Origin of the sequence: Phyllobacterium phragmitis, assembly GCF_002980495.1 — a bacterium.
GTDB classification, from domain to species: Bacteria; Pseudomonadota; Alphaproteobacteria; order Rhizobiales; family Rhizobiaceae; genus Paramesorhizobium; species Paramesorhizobium phragmitis.
On sequence record NZ_PVBR01000018.1, the window covers coordinates 69,004 to 89,041 of the forward strand.

Sequence of the window (20,038 nt, forward strand, 5' to 3'; positions counted from 1 at the left end):
ATCACCCGGTGCTCCTTGCTATGGTTCGCCCCGATATGCGCCTTTCCGACACAAATACAAGAACCCGCTGCAACGCAATGAATGCGAAGAGCAATATCCCCACCACAATCTTGGTCCACCAGCTCGAAAGCGTGCCGTCGAAGACGATGTAGGTCTGTATGATGCCCTGGATTATGACGCCGAAGAAACTTCCCGCGACATAGCCGACACCGCCGGTCAGAAGCGTTCCGCCGATGACCACGGCGGCGATCGTATCGAGCTCGACGCCGACGGCCGACAGCGAATAACCCGCCGAGGTGTAGAGCGAAAAGACGATGCCGGCGAGACCGGCGAGAAAGCCGGACAGGGCGTAGATGCCGATCGTGGTGCGCGCGACCGGAACGCCCATCAGTTCGGCGGACGTGCGGTTGCCGCCGATGGCATAGACGTAGGAGCCGAACTTGGTGAAATGGGCGATGATGATGCCGGCTGCGAACACCGCCAGCATCAGGCCGCCGATGAATGTCAGCCTGCCGCCGCCGGGCATGCGCCAATAGAGACCCTGCAAAGTGGTGTAGAAGGGATGGTTGATCGGTATCGACTGTGTCGTCAGGACGAAGCAGAGACCGCGGGCGAGGAACATCCCCGCCAGCGTGACGATGAAGGCCGGCACGTTGAGATAATGGATGATCGCACCCATGGCCGCGCCGAAAACCATCGCGAACACCAGCGCGATGGCAAAGGCGGCCAGTGGATGCATGCCGTGATGGCTGACCAGAACGGCAATCAGAACGCCGGTGAATGCAATGACCGACCCGACCGAAAGATCGATGCCGCCGGAAATGATGACGAATGTCATGCCCACCGCAACGATGCCGAGGAAAGCGTTATCCGTCAGAAGATTGCCGATGACGCGCGTCGACAGCATGTTGGGAAACTGGATCACGCAGGCCGTATAGAGCAGCACACAGATCAGAAGCGTGGCATAGAATGGCAGAAGTCGGGTATTCATGGTCTGATTTCCTGCCGCTCTGTTTTGGCCGGCTTCAGCTCACGCTTCAGGAATATGCCCATACCCGACGCCGAGGCGGACTGCGCCAGCAGGATCATGATGATGACGGCGGCTTTCAGGATGAGATTATATTCCGGCGGAAAGCCGGAGATCAGAATGCCGGTGTTCATCGCCTGGATGATGAGGGCGCCGAGGATCGACATCAGGATGCTGAAGCGGCCGCCGAGAAGCGAAGTGCCGCCGATGACGACGGCCAGGATGGCGTCGAGTTCGAGCCAGAGGCCGGCATTGTTGGCATCCGCGCCACGGATATCGGCGGCGACGATGATGCCGGCCAGTCCTGCGCACAAACCGCTGAAGCCATAGACGACGAAGAGGATGAAGCGGCTGTTGATGCCGGAAAACGTGCTGGCGCTGCGGTTGACGCCGATCGCCTCGATCAAAAGCCCGAGCGCCGTGCGCCGCACCAGAAGAATGGCAAACAGGCCGAGCACCGCCGCCAGCACGACCGGCATGGGAATACCGAGAAAGGCGCCGGTACCGAAGAAGATCAGACCGGGATCGTTGAAGGTGACGATGGTGCCCTCGGTGATGAGCTGTGCGATGCCGCGCCCCGCCACCATCAATATCAGTGTGGCGACGATGGGCTGCAGGTCGAAGAAGGCGATGAGCAGGCCATTCCACAATCCGCAGAGGAGGCCGACGCCGAGCGCCGCCAGGATGATGACCGGCAGCGAATGCCCTTCGACGGCGAGCGTCGCCGCCACCGCGCCCGCCACCGCCATGACCGCGCCGACCGAGAGATCGACGCCCTTCGAGGCGATGACAGCCGTCATGCCGATGGCGAGGATCACCACCGGCGCGCCGCGATTGAGCACATCGATGAGGCTGCCGAAGAGGCGCCCATCCTGCAAGCGGATATCGAAGAAGCCGGGAAAGGCCAGATAGTTGAGAAACAGGATGACCGCCAGCGACAGAAGCTGCGGCAATGCCTTTCCGATCGAACCTGACATGAAACCGTTCATTGTTCCACCTTTGGGGGGGCTCCCTTCCCGGTGTCAGCCGCGATGGTCCGCATGATCGTTGCCGGGTTGATGTCGCTGCCGGTCAGTTCCGCTGTGTGGACACGGTCGCGCAGCACGCGGACGCGGCTCGAATAGGCGACGATCTCCTCGATCTCGGAGGAGATGACGAGCAGCGCCATGCCGTCATCACAGAGCCTGTTGATGAGCCTGATGATTTCCGCATGCGCCCCGACATCGATGCCGCGCGTCGGCTCATCGAGGATGAGGAAGCGCGGACTGGTCGCAAGCCAACGGGCGAGAATGACCTTCTGCTGATTGCCGCCGGAGAGAAACTTGACCGGTTTCTCTATATCGGAGGTGCGGATATCAAGCGCCTTGACGAAGCGGTCGGCGAGATCCGACTGCTCACGGCTCGACAGGCGGCGAAGCCAGCCGCGCCGCGCCTGCAGCGCCAGCGCAATGTTTTCGCGCACCGAGAGATCGCCGACGATGCCGTCCGTCTTGCGGTCCTCCGGGCAGAGGCCGAAGCCCGCCGCCACGGCCTCGCGCGGCGAGCGGATGCGGATTTCCCTGCCGTCGATCGACGCCTTGCCATTATCGGGAACATCGATGCCGAAAAGAAGCCGCGCCGTCTCGGTGCGGCCCGAGCCGAGAAGGCCTGCGACGCCGACAACTTCACCCTCGGCGATATCGAGGTCGAACGGCGCGATGCTGCGCGCAAGACCGTAATCGCGAAACGAGATGCGGGGAGCCGAAGCGGGTGGCGCGGTGCGGTGCGTCGTATGGGTGACTTCGGCAAGCGTGCGGCCGAGCATCTTGGAAACCAGATCGATCTTGCTCAGATCCCTGGTCAACGCCGTCCCGGCGAGACTGCCATTGCGCAGGATCGTCACGCGGTCGCTGACGGCATAGACCTGATCGAGGAAATGGGTGATGAAGACCAGCCCCAAGCCCCGCGCCTTGAGCTGGCGCATGACGGTGAAGAGCATTTCGGTTTCATGGCTGTCGAGGCTGGCCGTCGGCTCGTCGAGGATCAGAACCCTGCCCGACAGATCGACGGCGCGGGCGATCGCGATCAATTGCTGCATGGCGACGGAATAGCGCGCCAGGTCGGCCGAGACATCGATATCCATGCCATATTGGGCAAGCAGCGCGCGGGCGCGTCTTTCCATCTCGCGGCGATCGACGAAGCCGAAGCGCTTGGGCTGGCGGCCGATGAAGAGATTTTCCGCGACCGACAGATTGGGCAGGAGATTGACCTCCTGATAGACGGTGCCGATGCCAAGATGCTGTGCCTGCAGCGTGTCGCGTACGCTGATCTCGCGGCCCTCGAAGCGGATCACGCCGGAATCCGGCTGATGCACGCCGGTCAGAACCTTGATCAAGGTCGATTTTCCGGCGCCGTTTTCGCCCAGAAGCGCATGGATTTCGCCTGCGCGGATATCGAAATCGACGCCATCGAGCGCCTTGAAGCCGAGAAACGACTTATGGATATTCTCGACGCTCAAAAGCACATCGCTCTGTAATGAGCCCTGCGCGGCGTCGCTTTCAGCTGGCGCATTTCCCGTCATGCCGCCGCTCCTCCAACTCGTGAGGTAAGTTGCCCCTCACCCTTACCCTCTCCCCGTAAACGGGGCGAGGGGGGCATAAACGTTGCCGCTTCTCCCTTCTCCCCGTTTGCGGGGAGAAGGTGCCGGCAGGCGGATGAGGGGCATTCGCAAAGCCGAAGGGCTTAGTACCCCAGGCCCTTTTTCTCCTCATAGACCTTCATCGGATCGTCAGCTTGCGTGTAAAGCTTCGATTCCGTCTGGATCCATTTCGGCGGGGCCTTGCCGCTGTCCTTGAACGCCTTCAGCGCATCGAAGGCGGGACCGGCCATGTTCGGGGTCAGTTCGACCGTCGCATTGGCTTCGCCATCGGCCATCGCCTTGAAGATATCAGGGACGGCATCGATGGATACGACGAGAAGGTCGGTTCCGGGCTTGAGACCCGCTTCCTTGATGGCCTGGATCGCGCCGACAGCCATGTCGTCATTATGGGCGTAGAGCGCGCAGATGTCCTTGCCGCCATTCTCCGCCTTGATGAAGCCTTCCATCACTTCCTTGCCCTTGGAGCGGGTGAAATCGCCCGTCTGGCTGCGGATGATCTTCAGGTTGTCATGGCCTGCAATGCCTTCCTCGAAGCCCTTCTTGCGGTTGATCGCCGGGCTGGAGCCGACGGTTCCCTGTAACTCGACGATATTGCACGGCTTGTCGCCGACCGTCTTGACCAGCCATTCGCCGGCAACCTTGCCTTCATGAACGGTGTCGGACGTGACAGCCGTCAGGTAAAGATCCGGATTTGCCGTCTCGATAGTGCGGTCGAGAAGGATGACCGGAATTTCGGCATCCTTGGCTTCTTCCAGGACAGAGTCCCAGCCCGTCGCCACGACAGGCGCGACGAAGATGCCGTCGACGCCCTGGGCGATGAAGCCGCGAATGGCCTTGATCTGGTTTTCCTGCTTCTGCTGGGCATCGGCGATCTTGAGATCGACACCGCGCTTTTCCGCCTCGATCTTGGTGACGGCCGTCTCGGCGGCGCGCCAGCCGGATTCCGATCCGATCTGCGAAAAGCCGACCGTCAGGTCAGCAGCACTCGCGGCACCGGCAAATGCCACCGCTGCAACCGTGCTCATCATCATGCGCTTCAAATACGACATTGTTTCCTCCCTTGTCGTTCACCGTCCGGCCTCATGTCCTCCCGAACTGCTCAAGTTATTATCATATAGTAATATAAATTGAAAAGCCGCTATTTTTAAATTTCAGCATTCGATTTGCGGTTCCCTGGAAAAACCGGAAGAATAAAACAAAAGAACACAAAACGCGAAAAAGTGGGACGGAAATCGAGATGAAAAAGACTGATTACGGGCATCTGGCCGGTGGGCAGACGGTCCATGCAATCGACATCGGCGGCCCGGAGTTGAGCGCGCGCATCCTCACCTATGGGGCGACGCTGGCCGATCTAACCATACAGACAGGGAATGACCCGCATTCGGTCATTCTCGGCTTCGACAGGCTTGAGGATTATCTGGCGCAGACGGCCTATGTCGGCGCGATCGCCGGGCGCTGCGCCAACCGCATCGCCGGCGGCCGGTTCACGCTCGACGGGGTCGATCATCAGCTGAGCCTCAACGAGAACGGCCGCACGCATCTTCACGGCGGCGTCGAAGGATTTTCGCGTAAGCTGTGGAGCATCGCCGATGCCGGTCCGTCATCGGTGACGCTGACGCTCGTCTCGCCGCACGACGACGAGGGCTATCCGGGCGAGGTGCGCGTCATCTGCCGTTATTCCATCGAGAGGATGACGCTGACGCTCGAACTCACCGCCGAGACCGACCGCCCTACCCTCGTCAATCCAGCGGGGCACGCCTATTTCAATCTCGACGGTTCCGATACGATCCTCGACCACAGGCTGACCATCCCGGCCAATGCCTACACGCCCGTCGACAGCGATCTCATCCCATCAGGCGAAATCGCCGATGTCGCCGGCACCATCTTCGATTTCAGCACACCGCGCCCGATCCGGTCCGGCAATCCCCACGCCGGCTACGATCATAATTTCGTCCTCGCCATGCAGCCTGCGGCAGTGCCCCGCCCCGCCGCGAGGTTGGAAGGCCCGCAAAGCGGCCTCGCCATGGAAATCTGGGCGACGGAACCCGGGCTGCAATTCTACGACGGCAATTTCCTGCCGCTGCCCCAACCTTTGCGCGGCGGACGGCAGGGCGAACGCTTCGGCGGCCTATGCCTCGAACCCCAGCGCTTCCCCGATGCGATTCATCATCCGCATTTTCCGGGATCCGTGCTGCGGCCCGGGGAGATTTATCGGCAGGTGACGCAGTATGTGTTCAGCCGGGAGGATTGAGGGGGCTCGAGCAAACGTGGCGGTGAAGAGCAGTCCACGGAAAAAAGAAGGCATCTTCGCATGCGGAAAGCGATAATGTAACATGGCCCTAAAAATCCTCCGTCGCCTTATCCCTGATTGGGGCACCACTTATGGGCCACCCGGCGAAGGCCCCTTTCCAGCAATCATGATCTTCCATGGCTCGGAGGGTGCATGGTCCGGTTGGAGCCACCGTAATGCCGTGATCCTTGCAGCGCACGGCTTCCTGGCTTTTCCCTTCGGTTATTCAAACGGTGGCAACGCCTGGAATGCAGGAAATATCGTCAATGTGCCTCTGGACAGGACCGTCGACGCCCTTGCCGCATTGCGGGCGTTTCCTGCCACGGCCGAGAAGGTCGGGCTTTATGGGGTTTCCCGCGGTGCGGAACATGCCTTGCTGGCCGCATCTCTCATGGCCCGAGACGGTGTAGGGGGCCTGCCGGATGCGATTGCCGCCCATAGTCCGCCCGATGTCATCTGCGGAGCTTTCGACGGACGAAAATGGCGCGATGCGGGCGATCCCGGGTGGCAATCGTGGGACCCGGGCCAGCGCGCATGGTCGTGGCGCGGCTCAACGGATGAGCTTCTTCCCTCTACTCCCATTGAAATCGAACGCTTCGAAGGACCTCTGTTCCTCAGTCATGGGACGGCCGATCAGGTCTGGTCCGTCGATATGACGAGGCGGCTTGCCGATCGATTGCACCGTCACGGAAGAAGACCTGAAGTCCATTATTACGACGGGCAGGACCACATCCCAGGAAGCGCGGCGGAAAATGAACATCACGAACGCCTGATCGCGTTTTTCGAGCGCAATCTGACATCCTGAACGAATATCGCTTCCAATCGGCGCAGCCATCAGCATTTTCCAGATCCGTGCGAGAACGAAACGCGCAAAACATGCGCTTTGTGGACAGGGCGTCGTTCATCTTCAACTGAGCAAGGCAAGTGTATGTAAAGCCTACTTTACATTTTGAAGCGCCACCTATATGTAAAGGCTGCTTTACATATAGGTGCAATGATGATTCGAAACATGATTCCGCCGATCCTGAGTATCATCGTCTATGCAATCACTCTCGCCATCTCGCTGCGGCTTCTGGCACATGACCTCGAAAATGGGGTGGTACGCATAGCCATCTCGCTGGCACCGATGGTTCCGGCAGTCTTTCTGTGCTGGTCCATCGTCAGAGCCATCGGATGCCTGGACGAAATGCAGCGCAAGTTACAACTTGAAGCCTTTGCCCTTGCGTTCGCGGGTACTGCGCTGATCACCTTCAGCTATGGCTTTCTGGAGAATGTCGGCTTTCCGAAGTTGTCACTGTTCGTGGTATGGCCGCTGATGTGCACGCTTTGGATTGCGGGTCTCGTCATTGGACGGCTGCGCTATAGATGAACAACCGCATCCAGGAACTTCGATTGCAGAAGAACTGGTCTCAAGCGGACCTCGCCGCACTGCTCAAGGTGTCACGCCAGACGATCAATGCATTGGAGCGAGGGCGCTACGATCCCAGTCTGCCTTTGGCTTTCAGCATAGCCCGCCTGTTTGAGTTGACTATCGAGGAAGTATTTCAGCCTTGATCGCCGATGGCTGAACGACAGCAGAGGATGGTTTCCGGACAGATTACTGAAATAACCAATTCCGCTCACCGCAAGTTCCGATCAACGCAGCCTACCGCATCTTCCCCCTGAATTTACCCCACTCACCCCCGCTTCAACCTCGCATACGCCACCGCCATCCGCGCTGCCAGATCGGCATTGTTGAGCACCAGCGCGATATTGGCCTTGAGGCTCGCGCCTTTGGACAATTCATTGATGCGGGCGAGGAGGAACGGGGTCAGTTCCTTGCGCTCGATGCCGCGCTTTGCTGCTTCGGCCACCGCCTCGGCGATCGTGCCGTCGATGAAGGCCGGGTCGAGCGCATCCGCCTCAGGGATCGGATTGGCGATGAGGATGCCGGTGCCGGAGCCCAGTTGCGCGTGCAGGAGCATCGCCTTGGCGATCGCTTCGGGCGTATCCAGCCGATGGTCGGCCTTGCAGCCGCTTGAGCGCGTGTAGAAGGCCGGGAAATCATCGCTGCCATAGGCGATGACCGGGACGCGCTGGGTTTCCAGATATTCGAGCGTCTTCGGGATATCGAGGATCGACTTGACGCCGGCGCAGACGACGGTGGTTGCGGTCTGGCCAAGCTCCGTCAGGTCGGCGGAGATGTCGAAGGTCGCCTCCGCTCCCCGGTGCACGCCGCCGACGCCGCCGGTGGCGAAGATATCGATGCCGGCAAGGGCGGCGATGCGCATGGTGGCCGAAACGGTGGTGCCTGCCGAACGCCCCTGCACCATGGCGGCGGCGAGATCGCGGCTCGATGCCTTCACCGCATCCTTCGCCTGCGCCAATGTCTCGATTTCCCTGTCCGCCAGCCCGACGCGGATCTTGCCCTCGACCACGGCTGTGGTTGCGGGGATCGCACCATGGCCGCGGATCACCGCCTCGACCTTGCGCGCCATCTCCAGATTGGCCGGATAGGGCATGCCGTGGGTGATGATGGTCGATTCGAGCGCGACGAGCGGCGCGCCGTCGGCGATCGCGGCCTTGACCTCTTCGGTCGGGTGGAGAAGCGATGCGTTCATGGGGAGACCCTTTCTGGAATACGGTTCATATGAGCCGCGAGGAAGCGCGGCGAAAGCAGCGGATGGACGCTCGCCTCACTCTCGGTGGTAAGCGTTGCCAGAAGCGAGCCGGTGCGCGCGCCCTCCGCCAGGCTTGCGCCGGAGAGGAGCCGATAAAGCGTACCGGCGATCATGGCGTCGCCCGCACCTGTCACATCGACAGGCTGGGCCGGGACGGCATCTATCTTCGTCATGCCTTCGGCACTCGCCACCAGCATGCCCGCCGCGCCCATGGTCAGCACCACTTCGGCAACGCCGCCTGCTCGCAGCGCATCCGCCGCCCGTTCCGGCGACAGGCGCGGTTCGTTTTCGCTACGGCCGAGCACCGCGTGGGCTTCATCCAGATTGAGGAAGAGAATATCCACACCGTCGAGATTCTTCGGCAACCGCCCGGCCTTGGGCGAAGACACGGCATCGATGGCGAGCCGGAAGCGCGCGCCCTCTTTGCGCGTGATCAGTGTCTGCAACGTCTCAGCCGGCAAATTGCAATCGGCGAAAACCCAGTTGGCGGCGGCCAGATGCGGCCAGACGCGATCGAGATGCGACGGCGAGAACAGGTCGAAGATGCCCATGTCGGCAATCCCCAGCACCAGCTCGTTTTCCGGCCCCAATATGGCGGCATATTCAGCGGTCGGCGCTTCGCCTGAGACGACGATCTGGCTGGTATCGACGCCGAGATCGCGCAAATGGCGGATGATCGAGCGTCCCGTATCATCATCGCCGACGATCGACACGAAAGCCGTCGTCACGTCGAGACGGGCGAGATTCTCCGCCACGTTGCGCGCCACGCCGCCAAAGCTGCGGTGGCCGTCGACCGGATTGGACGTCCCGGAAATCAGAGGCGCGCGGGCATGATATTTCCGGTCGAACACCGCACCGCCGAGAACGGCAATGTGCTTCGACGCGGGCAGGACATAGCCGCGCCCGAGAATATAGCCCTTGTGGACGAGCTGGACGACATGGGCCGCCACCGTCGAGCGCGCCAGGCCCAGCATATTGGCGATATCCTGCTGCCCGGCAAAGGGATTGGCCGTTATGATTTCCAGAACCGCGCGTTCCTGCGCGCCAAGATCGTCCATGCCGCACCCGATCTGCCGTTGCCGGCAGCACCTCTACCAACTCTTGATTACCATATCAACAATTGTTTTCAGAATGGATGGGAGGCATCGCCATGGAAAAATGCAGATGCGTGACGTATATAGGTTTAGATTACCGCATATGCTCAAGCGATTGATGCGCATAGCCGGCAGCAACTCTCATCGGATAGAATCAATGGCCGGAAAAGAAGATGGCTCGATGATGGATGGAGTGGTTGATGCCGGCCCCGGCTCGGCATGCCGTGCCAGCGCCTGCGAAAACCGCCCGCTGATCAGATTGCCGCTGCGCCAACGCCTTTCCAGCAAGGTGCTGCTCCTGACGGTCCTCTCCGTCCTGGTGGCGGAGGTGCTGATCTTTGTTCCTTCCGTCGCCAGCATGCGAATGCGCTGGCTGACCACGCGGCTCGATACGGTGGCCGCCGCCAGCATCGTGCTGGCCGACAGCGAAACCCCTGTCGTGCCACGCGAAGTGCAGGACAGCGTTCTCCTGGCAACAGGGACGAAAGCAATCGCCCTGCGCGAGAAAGGCGCCTCGCGTCTGCTCGCCATGTCCGAGATGCCGCAGACCATCGATCAGCATATCGATCTCGCCCATACCAGCGAGGCGGCGGCAATCTGGGATGCTTTCGATACGCTCTTTACCGGGGGCGACCGCACATTGCGGGTCTACGGCCCAATCGGCAACAGCGACAAGGTCATCGAACTGGTGACATCAGATGCGCCATTGCGCCAGGCCATGCTACGCTATGCACGCAATGTGGCCGTGCTCTCGCTGGTCATTTCGCTGATCGCGGCAAGCCTCGTCTATCTCGTCATCAATGAGATGCTGCTGCGCCCGGTGCGGCGCATGCACCGCAACATGATGGGCTTCGCCCAGGCGCCCGATGATCCGACGCGCATCATCATCCCCGACAACCGCAAGGACGAGCTGGGCGTGGCGCAGCGCCAGCTGGCAGCTATCCAGAGCGATCTGCAGCGCACCTTCTCCGAACAGAAGCACCTGGCCGATCTGGGGCTCGCCGTTTCCAAGATCAATCACGACATGCGCAACATTCTCGCCTCCGCGCAGCTGATGTCGGACCATCTGGCCGATGCCAAGGACCCGGTGGTGCAGCGTTTCGCGCCCAAGCTCATCCGCACGCTCAACCGCGCGATCAGCTATGCCGAAAGCGTCATCGCCTATGGCCGCACCCAGGAAGCGCCGCCGAAGCAGCGCCGCGTCCTGCTCCACACCATCATCGCCGATGTCGAGGAGACACTTTCGATCGAACCGGACAGCGGCATAGAATTCCGCAATCTCGTGCCGCAGGATTTCGAGATGGACGCCGATACGGAACAGTTCTTCCGCATCATCACCAATCTTTGCCGCAATGCAATCCAGGCGATGAGCGCCGATCGACCCGGCGATGAAAGCGTCATCAAACGGCTGACCGTCACGGCGGGACGCGTCGGCTCGACCGCGATCATCGGCATTGAGGATACCGGACCCGGCCTGCCGCAAAAGGCCCGCGACAATCTCTTCACCGCGTTTCGCGGCTCGACCCGCCGCGACGGCACCGGGCTCGGCCTCGCCATCGCCCACGAGCTGGTGCGCGCGCATGGCGGCACCATCGAATTGCGTGACGACAGGACATGCGGCACGCAATTCGAAATCCGCATTCCCGACATGCCGGTTTCGCTGGCCAACTGGCGCCGCCAGAAGGAAGCGGCGGAGGCCGGCAAGGGCGCCTGAGCCGCGCGCCGGTGCTTCAGCACCTGGACGGCTTCAGCATCGAGGCGCTTCAGCCCTTCGACATTTTCGAAAAGCGTCCTGACCGAGGTCACTCCCTGCTGTGGAACGAAATTGCCAGGAGTGACAGTTTTTTGTCATAAGAGCTTGCATTCGGAAGCCGAACCCATTAGGTACCGCGCTGCGCTTGATGAGCGCAACACAAGCGGCACGCGCCCGTAGCTCAGCTGGATAGAGCACCAGACTACGAATCTGGGGGTCAGAGGTTCGAATCCTTTCGGGCGCGCCATTTCAGAACAGAACTATGAACGCCGAACGCCGCCGTTTCTACGCTTGAAGCGGCGACCAGCGTTCGCAGCAATTCCGACTTCGATCCCATGATGCGAACCTCGTCGTCGGCGACCTCGACGCGCTGCGCCAGTGCGCGCAGATGGTCGCGGCGGTAGCCGCCATCATCGAGTCGTATCCGTTCGCGGGCTTTGCGGGCGAAGCCCTTGAGCATATCGGGGCTGACGCCCTGATTGCCTGAACTGTCGAGCGCGAGTTGCGTGCGCTCGGCGTCGGCGGCGGCCTGATCCCGCAACGCCTTTAGGCTCACCATGCGCTCTTTCGCCATGGCGTCGTCCTTGTCCACCATGCCCGCTTCGATGGCATCAAAGAGACGGCCGAGGCGCTGGTCGGCTTCTGTGATTCGCCTGTGAAGCTCGGCAAGATGCTCGCGGCGGCGCTCGGCGCGCTCCTGCCGCCGGTCGATGACGCTGGCGAGGACAGTTTCCAGACGTTTGGGCTGGAGCAACCGATCCCCGATATGGTCGGCGACCAGATGGTCCAGCTTGTCCATCGGGATCGTGCGGCCCTTGCAGCCGGTCTTGCCCTGCCGCGCTTTGGTCGAGCAGGTGTAATAGCGGTATGTCGCTCCCGTGCTGCCTTGCCCGGTGCGCAGCGTCATCGCGCCCCCGCACTTGGCGCAGAAGCAAATGCCTGTCAGCAGCGTGGGGCCACTCGACACACGCGCGGGTGTTACCATGGGATTTCGGGATTTCAGGCGGGCTTGCACCGCATCGTATAGCTCGCGCTCGATCAGGGGCGGCACCGCCATTATGGCGACCTCGCTCTCCGGCTTCTTCTCGCGGTCTTTATGCGAGCGGGTGTTGAATCTGTGCTCGCCGATATAGGTGGTGCGGGTCAGGATGGCGTGAATTTGCGCCAGCCCCCACCGTCCCCCGTCGCGGGTGAAGAAACGGCGCTCGTTGAGATAGGTGGCGATGGCCTTGACCCCCATCGCGCCGGCCGTGCCGTCGCCTTCAAGAAACAGGCGATAGATCAGCCGCACGGTGTCGGCGTGCAGCGGGTCGATTTCCAGCTTCTTCTTGATCTTCGATCCCCGCTGCTCGGCTGCAACGATGCGATAGCCGATAGGCGGCCGTGCGCCATTCCAGAAGCCTTGCCGGGCGTTCTCGTTCATGGCGCGCAGGACGTGCTTGGCGTTCTCCTTCGACTGGTATTCGTCGAACAGCGCCATGATCTGCCGCATCATCTGGTGCATGGGATCGTCACCCATCTCCTGCGTGATCGACACCAGCTTGACGCCGTTTTTCGCCAGCTTCCTGACATAGAACTCCATCTCAAAGTGATCGCGGAAGAAGCGGCTGAACGAGTGAACCACGACAATATCGAAGGGGGCGGGCTTACTGGTGCCCGCTTCGATCATGCGTTGAAACTCGGGGCGCTTGTCGTTGGTGGCGGTTGCGCCTGCTTCGATGAACGTCTCCACCAGTTGCAGGCCGCGTTGCTCGCAATAGGCTTCGCCCTGCCGCTTCTGGTCAGGGATGGAAATGTCGTGCTCGGCCTGCCGGGCGGTCGAGACGCGTAGGTAGAGGGCGGCGCGGGCGGTAACGGTTGGGCTGTGCATGTTCATGGCCGATCTCCTACGGCCTTCCTCGGCTTCGGACGGTCGATCAGGGGCAACGCCAACTCCACCCGGTCATGCACCACCTTGGGCGCGAGCTTACGTCCATGCCCCGGTTCAAGCCGCACAAGGCCATAGCTCTCCATGGTTTTTAGGGTGCGTGACAAATTGGAGCCGGCCCGGCCGGTAATTTCCGCCAGTTCCTCCAGCGATGCCGGGGCTTTCTCGGCGATGATGCGCAGCAGTTCGCGGTTGCCGGCCGACAGCACCTTGGCAAAGGACTCGGTCGAGGTAAACCACACCTTCGGATCGCTGGGCGCAGGTTTTTCCTCGCCGCGCGCGATCCGCATGGTGCGGGCCTTCATTTCTTCGTAGTCGGCAATCCCGACTTTCAATGTGGTCATAGCGCACCTTGTTCCTTCAACACCGCGTCCACCGCCTGCCAGAAGTCGGCCAGCAGCGTGGCCGCATCCTCGTAGGCGTAAGGCTTCACGGTCTGGATGCGGTGCCGATGGTCCATCGGCTCACCGCGCCTGCCCCGGCCGACCGGATGGGCGTTATCGAAGCCGACCAGCCGTTCGCCCGAAGGCCCGTGAAGCGTGAGCGAATAATCGAGGCCGTGCGGCTTCTCCGGCGAGGCCGGAACGCGGGTGACGACGAACTTCACCCAATGGCCGCCCTCGGTATCGACAAAGAGCATCTGTCCGTCGAGGTCCAGAAGCGTGTCAAGGCCCGGATCACGATCCGCGCTCACGTCTTTTTCCTATCAGTTTGAGATAGGAATTGCAAGCCATCATCCGGCTTTCTCGGGTTCAGAAGGTCGTCGAACACATCGCCGAACCAACGCTCAAACACGTCAATCTCGGCCTCGATGACGGGAATATCCTCGGGCCAATCATCGGTGACACGCATCCTCTGCCCATTCGGTGCAAGAAGCGGCGCGTCGCCGGCTCGCGCCCGGCCGTCCGGCGCGGGATCGTCCGCATAGTCGAAAAGATCGTCGGGAAGTGTCTCGGGGACCGGCTGTCGCGGTCGCCCTTTGCGGGCGTGGCGGCGCTCTGCGCACATGGAATCCTCCTTGGTTCTGGTGGATTCCGGGGCGTTCAAGGCCCCGGAATTAAGCGAACCATGGAGGGCAGTCGGCGGGCTGTAGCGTGCCGCATTTGCGCCTATGCGCTGGCGGCACCCCGCCGTAAGCTTGTATGGATTATCAATGGGGCACCGGCAGAATTGGATACGGAAGTAATCTGGCTTGCAGCAGCTTTTCTCGTTGTTGCCTTAGTCTATGCGGCGGTTGGGCAGGCCGGAGCATCGGGCTACATCGCAGTAATGGCGCTGTTCGGCTTTACGCCGCTGGTCATGAAAACAACCGCACTCGCGCTGAATCTGTTAGTAGCGGCAATCGGCACCTTCCATTTCTCGAAGGTCGGGCGGCTGTCGTGGCGGAACGTCTATCCATTCGCTATCCTCGGCTTCCCGTTTTCACTTCTGGGCGGGGCAATCCAACTTCCCGGAGCGATCTACTATCCCGTTGTTGGAGTGGTGCTCATACTTTCGGCGCTTCAGATGGCGCGATCAGCCCTGCGCAAGAGAGGGGCATTCCTCGCAGCACCCGTTGCGCCGCCATTTTGGGCCGCACTGGCGACAGGTGCTGTCATCGGTTTCATGTCGGGAACCACTGGAACAGGGGGCGGTGTGTTCCTCGCGCCGGTGATACTGGCCATGAATTGGGGGACGGCGCACCAGACCGCCGCGACCACGGCGGTTTACAATCTGATGAACTCGGCGGCGGCTTTGATCGGTGCCTATTCCTACTGGGATCAGCTACCTGCATCCCTGCCATGGTGGTTGGTTGCTGTTGCGGCAGGAGGTTCGGTGGGGGCTTTCATCGGAAGCCGGTTCCTCTCCGACCGTTGGTTGCGCGGTATTCTTGCCCTGTTGCTGTTCGTTTCAGGACTCAAGCTACTATGGTAGTGACAGCTCGGTCATTCAGTTCTCATGAAGCACCACAGTCCTCCGCGCCTTAGCGAATCCGCGATCCGTGGCGATGAACCGTTCCAGCATCGGCACGATGAGCCTGACGGGATCGGCGGCGGGCTGGCCGCTCTCGCGGGCCAGCACCTCGGCATAGGCGACCAGATCGCGGTGAAGCGGCGCAGGCAGCTCCACCGTCACCTTGACGGGCTTGTCGTCGGGCAGCGGCCCGAGTTTAAGTTTGGTCATGGTCAACCTCCTGCCGGCTCAAACACAAGGTCACGGGTCACGATGATGCGAACCGGAAAGCCCGGCCGGATGGTCAACGTAGGGGCAACCTGCAACTGGCGCTGCACGATCTGCTGGCCGGCCTGATTGACGGTATCCTGTGCCCCGTCGCGGATCGCCCGGATAAGCCGGTCCTCGTCGCTGGTCGCCAGTTCCGTGCCGACTGCGAGCAGCGTGGACAGCCCTGCGGCCTTCATCAGATCCCACCAGTGATAATCGACGCCATCCTCAAGGCCGGCGTAACCGCTGGCGTCCGCGCCCGGCAGGCGCTCCAGAACGATGGAACGGCCGCCCGGCAGGATCAGGCGGTTCCACACCAAGAGCACCCTGCGCTGGCCGAAGGTCACGCCGTCATCGTATTGGCCGATGATGCGGGTGCCCTGCGGGATCAACAACAGCGAGCCGGTGGGGCTGTCATAGACGTTCTCCGTCACCTGCGCGGTGATCTGGCCGGGCAGATCGGAACGGATGCCGGTGATGAGCGCGGCCGGGATTACGGCCCCGGCCTGAAGGATGTAGGGCGATGCCGGCGGCGTAACACGATCCGGCGCGACGGTCTGCCGGTCCACGGGTCCATTGAGGAACGCCGTGTGCCGGTCCTGCGTCGCTTGCTGTCCGCCAAGGCCGAGACCGGAAAGGCCGGGCATGGCCGTTCCTGCCGGCGCTCCCGTGCGCGGGCCGGACTGGAAGAACACATTGCTCAAGCGCGCGGCTTCTTCCTCGGCGCGGCGGCGTTCTTCCTCGGGATCGACGGCGGGCGTCGTCATGACGGGCGGCACGACGGGCTGTCCCCGGTTCTGCGCGTCGAGGATGGGGCGGCCCAAATCTCCGGGCAGCGCGGGGCCGAGCACCGGCCCGGTATAATCGCGCGGCAAACCGGCAAGGCCGTCCGCCGTGGGCCGGTTCTCGGTCGAATAGAGTTCTTCGCTGCCCTGTCCCCCGTCGCGAGTCTGGAGCGCGTAGATCAATGAGCTGCCTATGCCGAGAAGCGCGATGGCTCCGACGCCTGCCAGCATCTTGCGGGACAGGCGTGTGACGCGGGGCGGCTCTGCGCGCAGGCGCATGGTCGGAGCAGTATCGGCGATGGTGTTGTCGGTCATGACGGGGAGCCTCCGGTCACGCTGGCGGGCTGCGCGTCTGCCGCCTGCGTCGGGTTGGTGCGGACGATCCTGACGACCTGCTGGCGATTGCCGCTGCCAAGGCGCAGCTCGGCCGCGCCGAACAGGCGATCCACGATCAGGACGTTCTGGTGGATGCGGGAATTGACGATCTGCGGCTCGCCATTCGATCCGAGCACGAAGATCGGCGGCATCTCGCCCTGCACGATCCCGGCCGGGAAAACGACATAGACGCGGCGTCCATCGTCGAACACGGAAGCCGGCCGCCATGGCGGGTTGTCGCCCTGCACCTGCAATGCATAGCGGTAGTTCCGCGCAGCCTCGGCCGGGATGATCGGTGCGGCCGGAACGGTCTGGCGCTGGCCGGCAGGCGGTGCGGGATAGGCCCATGCGACGGCCGGCATGTAGAGTGATTCCCGCGCGCGCAGCTCGATCATGTAGGTGCGCCGGTCGGTGGTGACGACAAGGTTGGTGGAAATGTCAGGTCGCGTCGGTTTCACGAGGATATGGACGCGGCGATTTGCGCCCGAACCGGATTCCGTATCGCCAATGACCCAGCGGGCGGTGTCGCCGGCCGCGATCGGCCCCGCGCCTGTCAGGCTCTCGCCCGGCTCCAGTGCAATGGTCGTGATCTGCCCGACTGCGGCATAGACCTGATAGAGCGCGCCTTCCGACCACGGATAAATCTGGATGGCGTTGTAATAGCCTTCCCTGCGCGGCTCGACGCGGGCGGCAGCATTGGCGTTCTCGACGCGGCCGGCCGGCGTGCCGGCGACGGTTCCGCCACGCGCCACGGTCCACGCCGGAGGCACATGCAACGGCCGGGGCGTGTTATCTGTTGCCGCCGCCTGCACGGTCGGCAGCGGCGGCACGCTGGCATCGTAGCTGAATTGCGGCGTCCGGTTGGTGGCGCAGCCTGCGAGCATGGTGGCCGAAAGCAGCAAGGCCGCGATTGTCGGGGTGCGGGTGTTCGTCCTCATTGGCTCATCTCCCGCGACCATGAAATTGCGTTGATGTAGATTCCAAGCGGATTGGCGCGCAGCCGTTCGGCATCGCGCGGCGGCTGGATGACGATGGTGAGAATCGCCGTCCATCGCTCGGTCGTGGAAAGCTGGCCGTTCTCGAAATGGCGTTCCGTCCACGCAACACGGAAGCTGTTGGGCGAGGCCCGGATGACGCTCGACACCTCGACGGCGACCTGCTGACGGCCGACCTTGGTGAAAGGATCATTGGCGCGGGCGTAATCGTTCAATGCAGACGCGCCGCGATCCGTGGTCCATTCGTAGGCGCGAAGCCAGTTCTGGCGGACAATGATCGCATCGGCCGGGATCGCACGGACCTGCTCAATGAAACGGCCGAGATGGAAAGCAATCTGCGGATCGGTCGGCCGATAGTCGGCGTTGGCAGGCGCGACGGTCTGCGCCTGACCGAGATTATCGACCTGCACTACCCACGGCACGATGGTCCCGCGTGCGGATTGCCAGACCAGCGCCGAGGCGAAGCCGGCCGAAAGGACCAGCGAACCGAAGGCCATGAGCCGCCAATTCCGAGCCTGCACGCGGGCCGAGCCGATACGCTCGTCCCATGCCTGCGCGGCCTTCTGATAAGGCGTCTCGGGTTCCGGCGATTTGCCGTAATGGGTTGCTGGTCGTTTGAAGATGCTCATGAGCGGTCACTTTCGGAAAGGTTGATGGAGGAACCGGAGCCGTGGCTGTCGCCGGAGCGCACCGCATGGGCTGCCATGGTGGTGCCGTGGTTCATGGCCTGCGAGCGACGCATCCGCTGCGCCCATGCGGGCGGGCTGCCGGCCGGGCCGGATGCTGCTGCGACAGGATCGGCGCTAGCGCCGCCGACCGTGCCTGCGGTGGATGAGCCGCCGGTCACACCGAAGGCTGCGCGTGCGCCACCGGAAAAGCTGGATTTGACGGATTCGGTGGCTTTCGAGACGGCGCGCTTCAAGGGAGAGACGGCGGCCGAGCCTGCGGCGCGGGCAACACCGCCAAGGCCGGAAGCGACACCGGCCGCGCCGGACTGGCCGAGCGCGCCGACGCTATAGGCTGCGGTTGCCGCGCCCGCGGCCGTCGCGCCGCCGCGGACAGCCGCGGCCCCACCGGACAGGGCGGCAGCACCACCCTTGGCGGCAAGCATGGCCCCGCCGCCAGCGGCGACGCCTGCACCTGCGACCGCAAGCCCGGTTCCCACGGCTGCGCCCGCGCCGAGCTGCGGCCCGCCGCTCACGATGCCGTTGGCGATGCCGGGGCCGAAGATGCCGAGGCCGAGCAGCGACAGCGCGGCGAGCACAATCGCCATGGCGTCGTCGATGGTCGGGGTCGCCCCGCCGAAACCGGCCGTGAATTGCGAAAACAGGGTGCTGCCGATGCCGATGATGACGGCGAGCACCAAGACCTTGATGCCGGACGACACCACGTTGCCGAGCACCTTTTCGGCCATGAAGGCGGTCTTGCCGAACAGGCCGAAGGGGATGAGGACGAAGCCGGCGAGCGTGGTCAGCTTGAACTCGATCAGGGTCACGAAAAGCTGGATGGCGAGGATGAAGAAGGCCAGCACGACCAGCGCCCATGCGAACAGCAGGCAGGCGATCTGGATGAAGTTCTCGAAGAACGCGATCCAGCCCATGAGGTCGGAAATGGAGTCGAGCAGCGGACGGCCGGCGTCGAGACCGGTCTGCGCCACGCGACCCGGCCGCATAAGGTCGGCAACGGAAAAGCTCGTCCCCGATGCCATGAGGCCGAGGCCGGCGAAACTCTCGAAGACGATGCGGGCGAGGTTGTTCCAATTGCCGATGATGTAGGCGAAGACGCCGATGAACAGCGTCTTCTTCACCAGCCGGGCGATAATGTCGTCATCCGCGCCCCATGCCCAAAAGAGCGCGGCAAGTGTTACGTCGATGACGATCAGCGTCGTGGCGATGAAGGCGACCTCGCCGCCGAGCATCCCGAAACCGCTGTCGATGTAGGAGGTGAAGACCCCGAGGAAATTGTCGATAACGCCCGTGTTGCCCATGCGCTCACCGCCCTTCGCTGGATTGCGGTGTGGCGGGCGCTGGCGTGCGGCCGAGGAAGCGGTCGCGGGATTCAGCCCATGCGGCAAGGCAGCCGGCATCGCTGGCGGCAGCCTCGCCGAGCTGCTGGCAACGGCGCAGGGTTTCGCGCAACGGATCGGCCGGGGGCTGGAAGGCCGGCGCAGAGGGTGGCGCGGAAGGCTCGTCCTTCCGCGCCATGTCAATTGCGGTCGCCGTGACGGCGATGGCGATGAATACCACGGCCCCGAGCCGGGCCAGCATCTTGCCGTCCATGGCGAGCCTCCCG

The 20,038-nt window shown here is 62.6% G+C and carries 22 protein-coding genes and 1 tRNA gene; 7 read left to right on the forward strand and 16 right to left on the reverse strand.

The features are described from left to right. Position 1 precedes the first annotated feature (1 nt). The 4 genes from yjfF to ytfQ form a co-directional block, all read right to left on the reverse strand. Positions 2 to 991 carry a galactofuranose ABC transporter, permease protein YjfF gene (yjfF, locus tag C5748_RS20490; RefSeq protein WP_105743796.1) on the reverse strand — a complete coding sequence of 330 codons (990 nt, stop codon included), beginning with the start codon at positions 989 to 991 and terminating at the stop codon, positions 2 to 4. After that, the gene (locus tag C5748_RS20495) at positions 988 to 2,016 is read right to left on the reverse strand and encodes an ABC transporter permease (protein ID WP_105743798.1); all 1,029 of its coding nucleotides are present in this window, start codon (positions 2,014 to 2,016) and stop codon (positions 988 to 990) included. The genes yjfF and C5748_RS20495 overlap by 4 nt, the downstream gene beginning before the upstream one ends. Next, a complete protein-coding gene (gene ytfR, locus C5748_RS20500; RefSeq protein WP_105743800.1) occupies positions 2,013 to 3,587 on the reverse strand; it encodes a galactofuranose ABC transporter, ATP-binding protein YtfR in 1,575 nt (524 codons plus the stop codon). Before ytfR ends, C5748_RS20495 begins: the two co-directional genes overlap by 4 nt. A gap of 161 nt (positions 3,588 to 3,748) precedes the next feature. After that, positions 3,749 to 4,714, reverse strand: coding sequence for a galactofuranose ABC transporter, galactofuranose-binding protein YtfQ (gene ytfQ / locus C5748_RS20505; protein ID WP_105743802.1), 966 nt, complete (start codon positions 4,712 to 4,714; stop codon positions 3,749 to 3,751). Positions 4,715 to 4,902: 188 nt separating this feature from the next. Here ytfQ and C5748_RS20510 point away from each other — a divergent pair, with 188 nt between their 5' ends. The 4 genes from C5748_RS20510 (at position 4,903) to C5748_RS20525 (ending at position 7,509) form a co-directional block, all read left to right on the forward strand. Continuing rightward, positions 4,903 to 5,916, forward strand: a complete 1,014-nt coding sequence (locus C5748_RS20510; protein ID WP_105743804.1) for an aldose epimerase family protein — start codon at positions 4,903 to 4,905, stop codon at positions 5,914 to 5,916. Between the two features lie 220 nt (positions 5,917 to 6,136). Further along, positions 6,137 to 6,760: an alpha/beta hydrolase family protein gene (locus C5748_RS20515; protein ID WP_245581891.1), complete on the forward strand. Its 624-nt coding sequence runs from the start codon at positions 6,137 to 6,139 to the stop codon at positions 6,758 to 6,760. Between the two features lie 204 nt (positions 6,761 to 6,964). After that, entirely contained in the window at positions 6,965 to 7,324 is a 360-nt protein-coding gene (locus tag C5748_RS20520; RefSeq protein ID WP_245581892.1) for a hypothetical protein, read from the forward strand. After that, on the forward strand, positions 7,321 to 7,509 hold the full coding sequence (locus C5748_RS20525) for a helix-turn-helix transcriptional regulator (protein ID WP_105743809.1): 189 nt from the start codon (positions 7,321 to 7,323) through the stop codon (positions 7,507 to 7,509). Before C5748_RS20520 ends, C5748_RS20525 begins: the two co-directional genes overlap by 4 nt. Positions 7,510 to 7,631: 122 nt before the next feature. Here C5748_RS20525 and C5748_RS20530 read toward each other — a convergent pair whose 3' ends face one another. Further along, positions 7,632 to 8,555 carry a pseudouridine-5'-phosphate glycosidase gene (locus C5748_RS20530; protein WP_105743811.1) on the reverse strand — a complete coding sequence of 308 codons (924 nt, stop codon included), beginning with the start codon at positions 8,553 to 8,555 and terminating at the stop codon, positions 7,632 to 7,634. Beyond that, positions 8,552 to 9,673, reverse strand: coding sequence for a carbohydrate kinase (locus C5748_RS20535; protein WP_105743813.1), 1,122 nt, complete (start codon positions 9,671 to 9,673; stop codon positions 8,552 to 8,554). Before C5748_RS20535 ends, C5748_RS20530 begins: the two co-directional genes overlap by 4 nt. Before the next feature lie 193 nt (positions 9,674 to 9,866). On the opposite strand from C5748_RS20535, the gene C5748_RS20540 reads away from it, so the two are divergent. Continuing rightward, positions 9,867 to 11,423 carry a sensor histidine kinase gene (locus tag C5748_RS20540; protein WP_105743815.1) on the forward strand — a complete coding sequence of 519 codons (1,557 nt, stop codon included), beginning with the start codon at positions 9,867 to 9,869 and terminating at the stop codon, positions 11,421 to 11,423. Between the two features lie 209 nt (positions 11,424 to 11,632). Beyond that, positions 11,633 to 11,709: transfer RNA gene (locus C5748_RS20545), tRNA-Arg, on the forward strand. Here C5748_RS20545 and C5748_RS20550 read toward each other — a convergent pair. From C5748_RS20550 to C5748_RS20565, 4 genes are read right to left on the reverse strand one after another with little or no spacing between them, the layout of a single operon-like run. Continuing rightward, positions 11,680 to 13,338, reverse strand: coding sequence for a recombinase family protein (locus tag C5748_RS20550; protein ID WP_105743817.1), 1,659 nt, complete (start codon positions 13,336 to 13,338; stop codon positions 11,680 to 11,682). The genes C5748_RS20545 and C5748_RS20550 overlap by 30 nt on opposite strands. Further along, positions 13,335 to 13,733: an HVO_A0114 family putative DNA-binding protein gene (locus C5748_RS20555; RefSeq protein WP_105743819.1), complete on the reverse strand. Its 399-nt coding sequence runs from the start codon at positions 13,731 to 13,733 to the stop codon at positions 13,335 to 13,337. Before C5748_RS20555 ends, C5748_RS20550 begins: the two co-directional genes overlap by 4 nt. Next, positions 13,730 to 14,083: a toxin-antitoxin system TumE family protein gene (locus C5748_RS20560; RefSeq protein WP_105743821.1), complete on the reverse strand. Its 354-nt coding sequence runs from the start codon at positions 14,081 to 14,083 to the stop codon at positions 13,730 to 13,732. The genes C5748_RS20555 and C5748_RS20560 overlap by 4 nt, the downstream gene beginning before the upstream one ends. Further along, a complete protein-coding gene (locus C5748_RS20565) occupies positions 14,080 to 14,397 on the reverse strand; it encodes a hypothetical protein (protein ID WP_105743823.1) in 318 nt (105 codons plus the stop codon). Before C5748_RS20565 ends, C5748_RS20560 begins: the two co-directional genes overlap by 4 nt. A 60-nt stretch (positions 14,398 to 14,457) precedes the next feature. Here C5748_RS20565 and C5748_RS20570 point away from each other — a divergent pair, with 60 nt between their 5' ends. Beyond that, a complete protein-coding gene (locus tag C5748_RS20570) occupies positions 14,458 to 15,303 on the forward strand; it encodes a sulfite exporter TauE/SafE family protein (protein WP_245581893.1) in 846 nt (281 codons plus the stop codon). A gap of 15 nt (positions 15,304 to 15,318) precedes the next feature. On the opposite strand, the gene C5748_RS20575 is transcribed toward C5748_RS20570, so the two are convergent. Genes C5748_RS20575 through trbK-alt form a run of 6 tightly spaced genes read right to left on the reverse strand, consistent with a single transcriptional unit; the run spans position 15,319 to position 20,025 of the window. Next, the gene (locus C5748_RS20575; RefSeq protein ID WP_105743825.1) at positions 15,319 to 15,552 is read right to left on the reverse strand and encodes a DUF2274 domain-containing protein; all 234 of its coding nucleotides are present in this window, start codon (positions 15,550 to 15,552) and stop codon (positions 15,319 to 15,321) included. A gap of 2 nt (positions 15,553 to 15,554) precedes the next feature. Next, positions 15,555 to 16,691 carry a TraB/TrbI/VirB10 family type IV secretion system protein gene (locus C5748_RS20580; RefSeq protein WP_105743827.1) on the reverse strand — a complete coding sequence of 379 codons (1,137 nt, stop codon included), beginning with the start codon at positions 16,689 to 16,691 and terminating at the stop codon, positions 15,555 to 15,557. Further along, positions 16,688 to 17,689 (reverse strand): P-type conjugative transfer protein TrbG, encoded by a 1,002-nt coding sequence (gene trbG, locus C5748_RS20585; protein WP_199194857.1) that lies wholly within the window; start codon positions 17,687 to 17,689, stop codon positions 16,688 to 16,690. Before trbG ends, C5748_RS20580 begins: the two co-directional genes overlap by 4 nt. Then, a complete protein-coding gene (gene trbF / locus C5748_RS20590; protein ID WP_105743831.1) occupies positions 17,686 to 18,375 on the reverse strand; it encodes a conjugal transfer protein TrbF in 690 nt (229 codons plus the stop codon). The genes trbG and trbF overlap by 4 nt, the downstream gene beginning before the upstream one ends. Then, positions 18,372 to 19,733 (reverse strand): P-type conjugative transfer protein TrbL, encoded by a 1,362-nt coding sequence (trbL, locus tag C5748_RS20595; RefSeq protein WP_105743833.1) that lies wholly within the window; start codon positions 19,731 to 19,733, stop codon positions 18,372 to 18,374. Before trbL ends, trbF begins: the two co-directional genes overlap by 4 nt. 4 nt (positions 19,734 to 19,737) lie before the next feature. Continuing rightward, entirely contained in the window at positions 19,738 to 20,025 is a 288-nt protein-coding gene (trbK-alt, locus tag C5748_RS20600; RefSeq protein ID WP_105743835.1) for a putative entry exclusion protein TrbK-alt, read from the reverse strand. Positions 20,026 to 20,038: the final 13 nt, after the last annotated feature.

Coding starts and splice junctions, on each gene's coding strand:
- yjfF (WP_105743796.1), bottom strand. CDS start 991: ATGAATACCCGACTTCTGCCATTCTATGCCACGCTTCTGATCTGTGTG.
- C5748_RS20495 (WP_105743798.1), bottom strand. CDS start 2,016: ATGAACGGTTTCATGTCAGGTTCGATCGGAAAGGCATTGCCGCAGCTT.
- ytfR (WP_105743800.1), bottom strand. CDS start 3,587: ATGACGGGAAATGCGCCAGCTGAAAGCGACGCCGCGCAGGGCTCATTA.
- ytfQ (WP_105743802.1), bottom strand. CDS start 4,714: ATGTCGTATTTGAAGCGCATGATGATGAGCACGGTTGCAGCGGTGGCA.
- C5748_RS20510 (WP_105743804.1), top strand. CDS start 4,903: ATGAAAAAGACTGATTACGGGCATCTGGCCGGTGGGCAGACGGTCCAT.
- C5748_RS20520 (WP_245581892.1), top strand. CDS start 6,965: ATGATTCCGCCGATCCTGAGTATCATCGTCTATGCAATCACTCTCGCC.
- C5748_RS20525 (WP_105743809.1), top strand. CDS start 7,321: ATGAACAACCGCATCCAGGAACTTCGATTGCAGAAGAACTGGTCTCAA.
- C5748_RS20530 (WP_105743811.1), bottom strand. CDS start 8,555: ATGAACGCATCGCTTCTCCACCCGACCGAAGAGGTCAAGGCCGCGATC.
- C5748_RS20535 (WP_105743813.1), bottom strand. CDS start 9,673: ATGGACGATCTTGGCGCGCAGGAACGCGCGGTTCTGGAAATCATAACG.
- C5748_RS20540 (WP_105743815.1), top strand. CDS start 9,867: ATGGCCGGAAAAGAAGATGGCTCGATGATGGATGGAGTGGTTGATGCC.
- C5748_RS20550 (WP_105743817.1), bottom strand. CDS start 13,338: ATGAACATGCACAGCCCAACCGTTACCGCCCGCGCCGCCCTCTACCTA.
- C5748_RS20555 (WP_105743819.1), bottom strand. CDS start 13,733: ATGACCACATTGAAAGTCGGGATTGCCGACTACGAAGAAATGAAGGCC.
- C5748_RS20565 (WP_105743823.1), bottom strand. CDS start 14,397: ATGTGCGCAGAGCGCCGCCACGCCCGCAAAGGGCGACCGCGACAGCCG.
- C5748_RS20570 (WP_245581893.1), top strand. CDS start 14,458: ATGGAGGGCAGTCGGCGGGCTGTAGCGTGCCGCATTTGCGCCTATGCG.
- C5748_RS20575 (WP_105743825.1), bottom strand. CDS start 15,552: ATGACCAAACTTAAACTCGGGCCGCTGCCCGACGACAAGCCCGTCAAG.
- C5748_RS20580 (WP_105743827.1), bottom strand. CDS start 16,691: ATGACCGACAACACCATCGCCGATACTGCTCCGACCATGCGCCTGCGC.
- trbG (WP_199194857.1), bottom strand. CDS start 17,689: ATGAGGACGAACACCCGCACCCCGACAATCGCGGCCTTGCTGCTTTCG.
- trbF (WP_105743831.1), bottom strand. CDS start 18,375: ATGAGCATCTTCAAACGACCAGCAACCCATTACGGCAAATCGCCGGAA.
- trbL (WP_105743833.1), bottom strand. CDS start 19,733: ATGGGCAACACGGGCGTTATCGACAATTTCCTCGGGGTCTTCACCTCC.
- trbK-alt (WP_105743835.1), bottom strand. CDS start 20,025: ATGGACGGCAAGATGCTGGCCCGGCTCGGGGCCGTGGTATTCATCGCC.